Annotated in this window: 9 protein-coding genes; 3 read left to right on the top strand and 6 right to left on the bottom strand. The window is 69.1% G+C overall.

Features of this window, described 5'->3' with window-relative positions:
• Positions 1-182 precede the first annotated feature (182 nt).
• The 3 genes from Q8W67_RS04515 to Q8W67_RS04505 all read left to right on the top strand — a co-directional run bounded on the left by Q8W67_RS04515 (position 183) and on the right by Q8W67_RS04505 (position 4,479).
• On the top strand, positions 183-1,472 hold the full coding sequence (locus Q8W67_RS04515; RefSeq protein ID WP_305541355.1) for a discoidin domain-containing protein: 1,290 nt from the start codon (positions 183-185) through the stop codon (positions 1,470-1,472).
• A 77-nt stretch (positions 1,473-1,549) separates the two neighbouring features.
• Positions 1,550-2,794, top strand: a complete 1,245-nt coding sequence (locus tag Q8W67_RS04510) for a hypothetical protein (RefSeq protein ID WP_305541352.1) — start codon at positions 1,550-1,552, stop codon at positions 2,792-2,794.
• A 23-nt stretch (positions 2,795-2,817) separates the two neighbouring features.
• Complete coding sequence (locus Q8W67_RS04505) at positions 2,818-4,479, top strand: GDSL-type esterase/lipase family protein (RefSeq protein ID WP_305541350.1); 1,662 nt, start codon at positions 2,818-2,820, stop codon at positions 4,477-4,479.
• A gap of 7 nt (positions 4,480-4,486) precedes the next feature.
• Here Q8W67_RS04505 and Q8W67_RS04500 read toward each other — a convergent pair whose 3' ends face one another.
• From Q8W67_RS04500 to Q8W67_RS04475, 6 genes are all read right to left on the bottom strand, one after another.
• Entirely contained in the window at positions 4,487-6,892 is a 2,406-nt protein-coding gene (locus Q8W67_RS04500; RefSeq protein ID WP_305541347.1) for a glycosyltransferase, read from the bottom strand.
• A gap of 52 nt (positions 6,893-6,944) precedes the next feature.
• Positions 6,945-7,382: a hypothetical protein gene (locus Q8W67_RS04495; RefSeq protein WP_305541345.1), complete on the bottom strand. Its 438-nt coding sequence runs from the start codon at positions 7,380-7,382 to the stop codon at positions 6,945-6,947.
• A 136-nt stretch (positions 7,383-7,518) separates the two neighbouring features.
• On the bottom strand, positions 7,519-8,505 hold the full coding sequence (locus Q8W67_RS04490; protein WP_305541342.1) for a glycosyltransferase: 987 nt from the start codon (positions 8,503-8,505) through the stop codon (positions 7,519-7,521).
• Positions 8,506-8,782: 277 nt separating this feature from the next.
• A complete protein-coding gene (locus Q8W67_RS04485; protein ID WP_305541339.1) occupies positions 8,783-10,960 on the bottom strand; it encodes a hypothetical protein in 2,178 nt (725 codons plus the stop codon).
• A gap of 164 nt (positions 10,961-11,124) precedes the next feature.
• Positions 11,125-11,799, bottom strand: coding sequence for a DedA family protein (locus tag Q8W67_RS04480; RefSeq protein WP_305541336.1), 675 nt, complete (start codon positions 11,797-11,799; stop codon positions 11,125-11,127).
• Between the two features lie 218 nt (positions 11,800-12,017).
• The gene (locus tag Q8W67_RS04475; RefSeq protein ID WP_305541333.1) at positions 12,018-12,299 is read right to left on the bottom strand and encodes a hypothetical protein; all 282 of its coding nucleotides are present in this window, start codon (positions 12,297-12,299) and stop codon (positions 12,018-12,020) included.
• Between the last annotated feature and the right edge of the window lie 7 nt (positions 12,300-12,306).

Raw genomic sequence — 12,306 nt, 5'->3', positions numbered from 1 at the left:
ACCCTTTTTGTTCTCGCAGTCAACTGGGCATCACGTCCGGCTCGCATTCCCCGCCAGCGTGAAGGCCTGGGTAGCCTGCGATGTCCATGATGGGGGCGGGTGCAAGCGAAGCGATCGATGCCGACCTCGTCGACTTGGCCGTTGGACGGCCGTGGCACCGGCTGGATGCCGAGGATACGTTCGTGCGACGGACTGGGGCGGTGCGCCTGCAGGTCGATCTCGGCCTGCGCTTCCCGATCCAGGCCGTCTCGATCGCGGTCGCCGGGGACGCGCCCGGTCCGCGCCCGGACCTCGCACTCTCGGATGACGGGCAGGTCTGGTCGGAGGCCGTCCTCAAGGGTGGCTCCGAGGAGGCGGGATCCCGGATGCCGCTGATCCTCGAGCCCGGGGAGGGCACCTGGGCGCGCTACGTCCGCATGACGGTGACCCTGTCGGCCGGACCGGATTTCCCGGCGGTGCGGGTCTGGTGCGAGCGCGCCTTGTTCGACCTCATCACCCTGCGGCGCGTGCTCGACGTCCCCTTCGACATCGCGGGCGAGCGGACGGGGTCGAACCCATACGTCTCCTACAGCCTCGTCAGCGCCGAGCGGCCGCGGACCCGCGCCCTCGTGGGGCTCGCGATCTACGAGACCGGGGCCTTCGGCAATTGCCTGATCCAGTGCCTGCTGGCCATCGGCATCGCGCGCCATCTGAACCTCAAAACCATCAAGCTCCCGGCGGCCGACCGCAGCGAGGTGATCGGCCTGTCGGGCCCGTTGACCTGCGGAGGCATCACCTTCATCCCCGGATCCGAGCCGCTGCCGCCGGATGGCACGTACCTGTCGGGGATGTATTTCGATCTCGGGATCCAGCGGCTGGCCGGCGCGCTCGGTCCCGAGGAGACCCGGGACATCATGCGGACCTGTATCCGGCCGCTGTTCAACCGGCTGCCGGTGTCCATTCCCGAGAAGCCCGACGACGCGCTGATGATCCATATCCGCTCCGGGGACATCTTCAGCACCTGGGTGGCGCCGCAATACCCGCAGCCGCCACTCGCCTTCTACAAGCTCGTCATCGACCGGCTCCTGGCGGAGGGCCGCATCGCGTCGATCAAGCTGGTGTTCGAGAACCGCCTCAACCCGGTGATCCCGGCCCTGGAAGCCTGGATCTCGGAGCGCGGCGTACCGCTGACGACCCAGAGCGGCGCCCTCATCGACGATGTCGCGGCGCTGATGAACGGGCGCTACCTCGTGTTCGGCCTCGGCACCTTCGGCCCGGGCGTCTGCCAGCTCTCGGACCGGATCGAGCAGGTGTTCTACTTCGCCTCCGGCTGGCCGCAGCATTTCAGGAGCATCCCGACCATCCGGACGGTGGTCGAGGTGCTGGACGTGGCCGGCGGCTACACGAAGGTCGGCGAGTGGGACAACTCGCCCGAACGGCGCGCCCTGATGATCGACTACCCGATCGAGAACCTCGCCTTCGACGATGCCTGACCCCGCCGACCCGCGCCGCCTTGCCGAAGACGGGAAAACCGGTGACAAGCGCCCAGCCATCCCGCCGGAGGACAGATTTGGCCAGCGCTGACCAGCCCTCGGAGGCCCTGCGCATCAACGCCTTCGAGACGCATCGGGCCGAAGTCCTGATGATGCAGCGCCGCCGCTTGCGGCCGCGCCACAAGACCCTGGTCAGCTTCGCCGCCAAGTACCACTACGTCGAAAGCCAGCGCCGGCTGGTGGCCGCGGCGGCCGCCACGGGCGATTTCGACACGATCGAGAGCTGGTCCCCCGACCGGCTGCGCGAGACGCCGTTCTACCGCGCGCACACGGAAATCCTCGACCGGTCCCGGGGCGCGGGGAACTGGGCCTGGAAGCCCTACATCATCGCCGAAGCGCTGGAGAAGCGTCGCGACGGCGACTTCATCGTGTTCAGCGATACCGGGATGCAGGCGGTCGGCGACGATCCGCTGCCGCCGGTCGCCCCGCTCCTGACTTGGCTCGACGGATCCGAGCGCCGGGTCGCGGTCGGCGTGCTGCATGGCCGGCCGCAGCGGGCCTGGACCAAGCGCGACTGCTTCGTGCTCATGGAGTGCGACACGGAGCGCTATTGGAACGCGGACCAGATCCAGGCCTCCTGGATCGCCTTCATGGTGAGCCCCGCGACCCGCCACTTGGTGGCCGAGTGGCTCCGCTACGCGAGCGATGCCCGGGTCGTCACCGACAGCCCCAACCAGATGGGCTTGGCCGATCTCGACGGGTTCATCGATCACCGCTTCGACCAGAGCATCCTGTCGAACCTGATCTACAAGCTCGATCTGGAGATCCCGCCGCTGCGGCAGCCGTCGAAGCAGATCCGGACGCTGATCGACGAGCTCGAGATGGACACGCTCGTTACAGTGCGCCCGTCCGAGAATCTCGCCCTGGGCAAGTCCTGGACGGCGAGTTCCGCCTCGCCCTGGTCCGGGACGACGGGCGTATACGGCGCGCGCACGACCGGCGATCCGTCGTTCTTCGTCCACACGGGCCTCGACCGGAACCCGTGGTTCGTGCTCGACCTCGGCGCGGTCGAGCGGGTCTCGGAGATCCGGATCTACAACCGCTGGGGGCAGCTCAGCGAGCGGGCGCAGCTCATGCGGGTCTGGCTGGGCGAGACAGAGGGTGAATACCGGCTCGTCTTCGACGCCGTGGATGCCCACTGCCACCCCGGCCTGCCGCTCCACCTGCGGTTCGACAACGCCCGGTTCCGGTATCTGAAGGTCGATCTCGACGAGGAGCAGTACCTGCACCTCGACGGGATCGAGATCTTCGCGGCGCGTTGAGTCGACAGAGCGATCAGGATCGCATGAGCGCGCCGGTGTCCGACAAACCGCTGTTTCCGTTCGGGCCGATCCTGTTCTTCGGCGACTCGGTGACGGCGGAGCTGACGGCCGAGACACCGCCTCTCTTCTCCGGGCCTCAGACCGTCGCGCGGGGGATCGCCGGGCAATCGACCCGGGACATGGCGCGGAGGCTTCGCTCCGATATCGCCCTCTACGGCGCGAAGGGTCTGCACCTGATCGGCGGCCGCGACGACATCCTGACCCGCGATCCAGCACCGTCACTGGACGGCATCGTGACCGACATCACAGCCATGCTGCGGGATGCCCGCGACCTCTACGTGCGGACCTGGGTCGGCTCGATCCCGCCGGTGGATCCGGCCGCACCCGCCGCGGCGGCGCTGCCGCTTTCGCTCATCGGGCAAGTGAATGCCTGGCTGCGCGATCACGTGCAGGAATATGGGGCAGCGTTCATCGACTACGACGCCGTCCTGGCGACCGGAACGGGCGCGCTCCGGCCCGCCTACAGCGACGACGGCGTCCGGCTCAACGCGGCCGGCTACGCGGCGCTGCGGGATGCGATGATGGCGGCCCTGACCGCCCCGGGCGTCGAGCAGATCTGGGCACCGCCGGAGAGCGAGGATGCCGCGCGGCGGCGCAAGTTCCTGCACCATTTCGGCTATCTCGATTCGAACACGCGCTTCCCAAGCCCGTTCATCCAGTTCGCCGGCAAGCCGGGCGCGAGCCATTACGGCGTCCCGTTCGACGCCCACGGCTTCCTGAATGCCGCCCCGATCGTCGAGCGCAAGCCCCCCGGCGAGACCCGGATCCTGGTCGTCGGCGACTCGACCACCATCGACGGCGGCGACATCGCCAAGACCCTGCCGGGCCGCATCGAGCGGATCCTGCGGGCGGACGGGCTCACGAGCGCGAAAGTCTACAATTTCGGGGTGATGTCGAGCTGCCTCACGCAGATGACGCATCTGATCTGGTCGCGGCTCGTCGAATACGCGCCCGACGCGATCGTCGTGGTCAGCGGCAGCACCGACCTGTTCCAGCCCTGGACCTACGACCCGCGGCCCGGCTACCCGTACAACGCCTTCATCTCACAGCGACTCTACGACCACTTCTTCGACACGCACGATCCCCGGGCGCGTGAGGACGGCCTGTCCTACGAGGCGCTGGTCACGCTGATCTACGACGAGCTGAAGCGGCTGCGCGCGGAGGTGGGCTGGCAGACGCCCGGCTGGGAGGACGCGGTCGTCCACCACTACCAGCGCGCCGCGCACCGGCTGACGAAGCTGTCCCACGACCACGCCGTGCCGATCGTGAGCGTCCTGCAGCCGACGGTGCTGCGCAAGCGCCACCTCACCGAAGCCGAGCGTAACGTCGCCTCGGGGGCGTTCCTGGCCTATCTCGACCGCCAGTACGGCAAGCTGGAGTCCTTCACGGCGCAGCTCGCAGAGCGGCGGCCCTACCGGAGCACGTTCACGGCGCTGGATCTCAGCGGGATTTTTCGTGATCGGGAGGAGGGGACCTACTACGACATCGTCCACTACGATGATGCCGCCCGCGAGATCGTGGCGGCGCGGCTGGCGGCTGAAGTGCGCAAGGCCCTGGACCGCGCCCGGGCCCGCACACCGCTCGGGCGCGCATGGCGCCTCCTCGGCCGCCGCGGACGGCGCTGACGCCGCCTCAGCGCGGCTCGGCGGACCGCTTCACCCGGTGGGTGAAGATGATCGAAAGCCAGGGCACGACCGCGTGCTCGACCTCGATCGAGAGCAGCACTTCGAGATGGAGCGCGTAGGGGAGGGTGAAGCGGAAGCCGCACCTTGCCTCCTCCATGGTGGTCGGCATGTCGCCGAGCACCGCCGCGATGACGTCGGGCCGGTGGACGTCCACGGGGATCCGCTGGACCTCGCCGTCGACCTCGGCGACGAGCGTCGCCCTGGCGCGGCTCGCCGAGACGACCCAGCCGGCGAGCACCACCTGCCCGTCCTGGATCTCGGCCCAGACCCGATCCTGGGGCGCTTCGAGATTCGCCCGGGCAAAGGAATCCGGCAGCTCCCCGTCGAGTTCGGCGACCGTGCAGCCGACCTCGTATTTCTCGAACCCGCGCCCTTCCCCGAAGATCGCCGCGAACTGCTTCTGGTACTGGGCGACCCGGGCGTTCTTGATGTCCTCGGGCAGGCCCGACCACTGGCCCTTGGCCTGGATGGTATAGACCGACAGCAACTCGCGCAGGAACGCGATGCGGCCCTTGTCGGCGATGTAGAGGTTCATCAGCCAGTCGGCCGCCGCTTCGTTCTCGTAATACGCCTCCGGTACCCGGCGCAGGGCCTCGGCGCGGTAGAAGCAGCAGGAGAAGTTGGCGGTCAGCGGCGCGTTGGCGAGCACCGGGAAGCTGATCGTGCCGGTGGGATAGCGGCCCTGCTCGTCGTGTGGCACGTAGGAGCCCGTCGCCGGGTAGTGGAGCAGGACCCAGTTGAAGCACATGTCGAGCGCGCGGTCGTTGCGCAGCATGCGCATCTGCATCGCGATCTTGCGGTCGGACAGCCAGTAATCATCCGCCTCGCAGAAGGCGATGTAGCGGCCGGTGCAGGCCGCGATGCAATCCTGCATGTTGCGCAGCATGCCGAGGTTGCGCGGCCGGGGTCGCACCACGATCCGCTCCGGGTCGCGCGCCCGGTAGGATTCGACGATCTCGGCCGTCCCGTCGGTGGACCTGTCGTCCCCGATCACCACCTGCAGCCGGAACAGGCCGCGCTGCGCCAGCACCGCGTCGAGGCAGCGCCGGATATAGCCGGCGTGGTTGTAGGCGGTGACGATGACGCTGACCGTCAGCTGCTCATCGAGCCAGGCGCGCAGGGCCGCCGGATCGCCGGAGAGGGCCTCCGGCGCGTCGAGGCCCATGTCGCGCAGGGCCGCCCGGGCGATGTCGGGATTGGCGTCGATCAGGGCGCCGAGGCTCGGAACGTCCTCCTCGTCGAGATAGGCCTCGGCGAGGCGCCGGAAGATCGCCTTCTGCGAGGCTTCGTAGCCCGCCGCGTAGCGACCGCCGAAATGGCCGCGCAGCTGGCGGAAGAACGCGATCTCGGAATTGCCGAGCTTCTTGTGCCGGGCGAGTTCGGTGGCGTAGGTCGCCCACATCCCAGCCGCGTGCTTGCGGTAGACGGCCATCACCTGGGGCAGGAAGCCGATGCGCCCGACCTCCGCGTGCATCAGGTGGACATACCAGTCCCCCGGGGCGATGCCCTCGTCGAGCCGGAACGCCTCTTCGCCGTGGTAGCGCCAGCGGTAGAGCACGCTGTTGGTCTGGATGAAGTTGTGGGCGACGAGGTCGGACAGCGACGGCTGCGCGCTCGCATGCTTCGGATAGATCTCCTCGACGCCGGGCATGTCCTCGTAGAGCACGCGCACCGGGTGGAAGCAGAGGGTGAATTCCGGGTGCCCCCGCAGGAAGTCGACTTGGCGCTGGAGCTTGCTCGGATCGGTCCAGTAATCGTCGCCCTCGCAGATCGCCACGAACTCGCCGCGGCAACGCGCCGTGAGGTCGGCGAAATTCTTGTTCGGCCCCAGATTCTCGGTGCGCAGGACCGCCACGAGGTTGGGATGGCGCGCGGCGTACTCGGCGATGATCTCCGCGGTGCCGTCGCTCGACCGGTCGTCACCGACCAGGAGCTCGAAGGGGAAATCCGTCAGCTGACCGAGGATGCTGTCGAGGGTCTCGCGGATGAATTTGGCTTGGTTGTACGTGATGCACAGGACCGAGACGACCGGCCGGTCCCACGCGGGCGCCGGTTCGGCGTCGGCCCGCGCCCGGATCCAGGCCGCGAACGGATTGACGAAGGTGCCGTCGAAGCTCTCGTCCGGCTCGGCGGCGAAGTCGGCCCGAGGGCGGCGGCCGAGCCGGGCGCCGTACTTCACGTAATGCTCGAGCGGCGACAGGTCGGTCAGGCCGACATCGGGGTAGCGCGTCGCGTACCAGATGTGGTCGAAGAGGCCGCTGCGATAGATCGTCGAGAAATCGTCCTGCCACGGCTCCAGGGCGGGCATGGCCGTGTTCGCACCCGGCGCGGCGTCTCCTGCACCGTCCTGCATCGATCAGATTCCTCGAACGCGCGTCAGTGGACCGCTTCCTTCGACCAGCCCCTCAGAGGGTGCCGGGAAGGCGTCCTTCCTCGGAGCCGTGGTTGTAATAGTGCCGCGTCGGGTCGGCGCCGGCATTCGCGACGTCGTCGTTGCACGCCAGGTAGAATTGACGATCGAACAGCCCGGAGGTCTCCAGCCAGTCGAGCATGGTCTGTTCGGCGATGACGGGCGCCCGGTCGGGGCTTGCCGCAGCCGCCTCCCGGTAGAGATGCACGAGCTTGGCGATCCGGGCCGCGACCTCCTTGGCGGCGGGCCGGCGCACCGAGGAGGCGACGACGCTCGACTGCTCGCCGGGCCGCCGGCGCTGGAGATCGGCTTCCGCCAGACGCACCAGCCTGGCCAGTTCGCCCTGTGCTTCCTTGAGCCTCGCCTGCGTCTCGGCGAGCTCGGCCCGCAGCGCGTCCACGTCCTCGCTCAAGGTCGGCTCCGTCTCAGTCACGACGTCCTGCGATGCTTGCGCGGGATCATGCGGCGGGATCGGCCAGATATAAGGCGCGATCGTACCGCCCGCCGAGTGAGGCGGGGTGATACGATCGGGTCCGGGACCGGTCAACCCTGGGCTCTCCGGCCCACGCTCAGCGCGGCATCAGCCTCGCCACCACCCGGCGCAATGCCAGTGCGTCCTGCGTCCCGGAGGCCTGCGTGAGGTAGCCGCCCGCTTCCGCCGAATCCTTGGGCGCCGACAGCCAGGATGGCGGCGTCTCGGGGTCGGGGAAGAGTTGCCGGGCGACCGTCTCGATAGGCTGGCCGGTGAACCAGGGGGCGTAGGTCTCGGTGAAGAACCGGAAATAGACCGGCCAGTTCTCCGGCGTCGGCGCCAGCTTGTTGGCGGTCGCTCCCCGGGCGATCAGCGTGAGGTAGGTCTTCAGGGCCGCCGATCCCTCGCCGTGCATCAGGTTGCCGGTCGACTTGAGGGTGTTGGTCGGATGGGTCCGGTAGTGGAGATGCGCCGTCGGGACGAAGACCGGCTCGACATGGACCATGCAGCGGATGAGGAAGTCCCAGTCGTGGCACATGCGGTAGGCCGCGAACGGCCCGACCGTCTCGTAGAGCCCGCGCGAGAAGACCAGGTTGCCGCTGGTGACCGCGATGTTGTGCCGAAGCAGCGCGAAGCCCACCGTCGGGCAGGCGCTCGCCTGGGCCAGCACGTCCCGGTACCACGCGCGAACCGGATCGTCCTCGCCGAGCCGGGCGCCGGTGTCGTCGAGGAAATCGACCCCCGTGAAGGCGATGAAATCGCCCGTATGGGGCAGCGCATCGCGGATGACCCGGAACCGATCGGACGCGTAGGCATCGTCCGAGTTCAGGATGCTGAGCACGTCGCCGCTCGCCCGGGACAGGCCGAGCGCGATCGCCGCATGGGCGCCGCCATTGCGGTCGAGCATCTCGCACCGGATCCGGACCGGCCCGGTATACCCGTCGACGGTCCGGCCGATGACGGCCCGCGATGTGTCGGTCGAGCAATCGTCGACGATGATCAATTCGTCGACGGCGCGGTCCTGCTCCAGCACCGAGCGGATCGCCTGCGCGATGTAGGGCGCATGGTTGTAGGACGGGATCACGACGGAGATCCGCCGCCCGGCAGGCGGCCGAACTGCGCGCCGCCGGAATCGGGCGGGCGCGGACCTGGATACGAACCGCATGACCGCGTTCTTCATCGGTGCCCGGGCGATAGCGGGTTTCCGAAGGGCTCGCAGCCCTTCGATGGGGTGTGGGGCAAAGCCCCGGGACTCATGGGGCTCTGCCCTAGGGCAGGGCTCCGCGCTGGATCCGCAAAAGGTCGAAGACCTTTTGGATCCATGACCTTTTCAGCGACCATTCGCACGCCGCGACGCGCCATCACGCGGCATCGAGCTGCGCCCGAAGCAGGGCGAGGCGCGGCCGCATCTGCCGCTCGAAGCTGTATTCCCGCAGGATCGCGAGCCGGCCGCGCTCGCTGAGCCGTCGCAGCGCCTCGCGGTCAGCTGCGTAGAACGCGATCTTGGCGGCGATCCCGTCGACGTCGCGGGTGATCAGCTCGAATTCCTCGCCGGGCACGAGGGCGGGGGTCCCGTCGAGCCGGCGGTTGAGCTCAAGCGAGTCGGAGAGGAACATCGCCACGCCGCGCAGGCCGGCCTCGACGCAGGAGGTGGTGGGGAACCCGTCGAACGATCCGCGGCCGCCCTCGCTCTCCATCTGGGACAGGTTCGGTGAGATGACGATGTCCATGCCGGGGTAGAAGTCCGGGAAGAACGAGGCCGGCTGCACGCCGTGGAAGCGCACCCGCTCGACCTGCGTGAGCCCGAGCAGCTCCGGCGTCCAGTCGCCGACATAGTGCCACTCGAAGCGCGGGTCGTCGGCGTAGCGGCGGACGAGTTCGGTGAACACGTCGCAGCCTTTCTCGACACCGCGCTCCGTGTAGCGCTGGGCGACGAAGCAGATCCGGATCGTGTCGTGGATCGCGCGCCCGACGCGCGAACAGCGGGCGCTGCCCGCGACGTCCCAGCAATCGGGCGAGACGGCACCGAAGATGAAGGCGATCTGGTCCGGATCGCACCAGCCGCGATCGAGCAGGTAGCGATATTGCAGGGTGTGGGTCGTGAGCACCTTGGCGAAGCGGCGATCGCCGAGCACGCGCCTGAGCTTGGCGTCCGACACCGGATCGTTCGGCGCGAAACCGCCCCCCGGATAGAGGGTGAAGACGAACCGCTCGGCGCGCAGATCTGGGTTCGAGGCCAGCAGGACGGCCGCGCCGTGCAGGAAGGTCGTGTGTAGGACCTTCGCGCTGAGGTCGTGACCCGTGTTCAGGGCGCGCACCCGACCCGCCAGGGTCGGATGCTCCGCCTCGAACTGGCGCAGCTCGTCGAGGAATGTCCGGTCCGGCCGGTAGCGGTCGATGTCGCGCAGCGACGAGGCGGCCCGGCTGTCGGGAATCGCGGACAGGTAGGTGAGCAGCTCGCCGTAGCGGAACGCCGAGAACCGGGACGGAAAGCTCGAATCGAGCAGCAGCAGCCCGGTCCCCCTGCCCCGGACCACGGCCGGGCGGGCCGGACCGGTGACCTGCGGATAGACGGCCCAAGCCTGGTTGGCGGCCAGCCAAGCCTCAGGCGCGAAGTCCGCCACAGCGCGGCTCTCTGCGTAGAGCCGCTCGGCCTGCGTCCGGTCACGCTCGAGCAAGCTGTGCAGGGCCCGGGTGTGCGGGCTGGTATCGCCGAGTTCGAGGGCGAGACGCGCCTGCTCCTCGGACTCCGCGAGCCGGCCCCACATCCGGAATATCACCGCCAGGCGGAAGCGGAACAAAGCCGGATCCTCGCACCCGACCGCCAGGGCGACCTCGTAGGCCGCGGCGGCGGTCCCCAGCCGGCCCAGCGTCTCAGCCTGATAGGCGGCCAGACCGCACCGGGCGATCAGGCCTTCCCCCTCCTGTTGCGCGGCGGCGTGGGCCGCCTCGATCGCCGCGTCGCGTCGCCCCGAGGCGAGCAGCGCCCCGACGCGCACGAGCAGGGCCTGGAGCCCGGCGACCGGACCACCGTCCAGGATTGCGAGGGCCTCGTCGGCCGCGTTGGCATGCAGCCGCTCCGCCGACGCCTGGACCCGCGCGTAGGGATTTCCCGGATCGCGTGCCAGCGCCGCGGCGGCGGCCTCGGCGAGCGCGCGCCCCTCGAGGAGGTTGGGCAGCCGCCCCTCCGCGGCACCGTAATTGAGGTAGTGGCCGAGGGGATTGACCCCGGCCTCGGCGATATCGGGGTAGAGCGTCAGGTAGGTGCGGGTGCTGAACAGCGGCGCGGGATCGAGGCCGGACGCGGCGCCGTGGAGGACGTAATGCTCGGCCGGGCTGCGCCCGAACGGGGCCGCCTGTGCGCCGTGCGCCCGGTCGACTTGCGCCCGGTAATAGTCGGCGTCGAACAGGGCATTCGGGTCGAGGTCGGAGAGCCAGCCTTCAGCCGCGTAGGCGTCTACCGAGCCGATACCGTGCGAACCGCCGTAGCGCCGGGCGACGTAGCCCGCGTCGAACAAACCAGCCAGATCCGGATGCATGCCGTGGTCCGCCCCTCTCGGCGCGCCCGGGCAGAGCCGTCGTCGCGCGACGCGCGCCCGCGCCGGTTCGGCTCAGGCGGGGCGTGCGACCGTCCGGGTCGGTGCGCTCAAGTTCCGCCGAGCCATCGCGCGGCGTGGCTTCTCGCATAGTGGGGCGGCCGTGCCTACCCCGCGGCCGGGCGGCGAGCCGCCGTAACCTCGACCAGCGGCCCCGGGATCGCGGCTTCGGCATCGACCATCAGGCGCGCTTCGTGGCGGCGCATGAACAGCCACAGGGCGACGGCGCCGAACAGGACGAAGGCCAGCAACCCGAGGCCGACCGGCCCCATCACGTTCTCAATCGAGCGTCCGCAGAGATACGCGCCGAAGCCCATGATCGAGGCCCAGGCCATGCCGCCGACGGCGTTAAAGAGCATGAAGCGGCGCGCGTCGAGCTTGTTGACGCCGGCTAGGACCGCCGCGTAGGCGCGCAGCATCGCGGTGAAGCGGCCGAAGAACACGATCTTCCCGCCGTGGCGGCGAAACAGGTACTGGCCGAGCTTGAGCCGGCCGTGATCCAGGCCGATCAGGTGCCCCTTGCGCAGGAGCAGGGGCAAGCCCCAGCGGCGGCCGACCCAGTAGCCGGCGTTGTCGCCCAGGATGGCGGCGGTCGCGGCGATCGCCACCACCACGGCGATGTTGATGTTGCCGGTGCTGCCGGCATAGGCCGCTGAGGTCAACAGGACCGTCTCACCGGGCAGCGGCAGGCCGGCGCTTTCCAGGGTGATGATCAGGAAGATCGCGACGTAGCCGTAATGCGCGATGAGGTCGGCAATCGGTAGGTCGTGTAGGAAAGACATGCGGTCTCCCTGGCGAATTGGAGACCCGCCCTGTCGACTACGAACGTGGCAGCTCAGGGGCGGTGTGGGACACAGGGCGCGCGAAAGACATGCCCGGCGCACGCCGCCGCCGCGCGCGGGTCCGAGCCGCGGGCGCAGGCATCGGATCCGGCATGATTTTCCCGCGGTCGCACCGGCATCGGGGATCCGCTTACAGGATTGCAGCAGTCACAGGGCGCCTAGAATAGGCCGGTCCGGCGGGCCACCATCCATCCGAACGCGACGAACGCCGCTATCGTGACGGCGAGCATCGCGAAGTTGGTCCAGAACCGCACAGGACGACTGGAGCCGTCGAGCCCGCTGGCCCGCAGCCGCACCCAGGGCACGTAGAGGAACAGCCCCACCACCGTCAGCGTGAGGAACACAAAGGTCGGAATACGCCCGGCGAGGAGGGCGCCTCCTGCCAGGACGATCCACCCCAGGGCGGCACCCGCCATCGTGAGCAGAGCGACTGAGTTCACGACGGAC

The sequence above is a fragment of the Methylobacterium sp. NEAU K genome (assembly GCF_030700285.1).
Classification (GTDB): domain Bacteria; phylum Pseudomonadota; class Alphaproteobacteria; order Rhizobiales; family Beijerinckiaceae; genus Methylobacterium.
The sequence above is the reverse complement of the archived record's forward strand: the minus strand, read 5'-3'. Positions and strand labels throughout refer to the sequence as shown.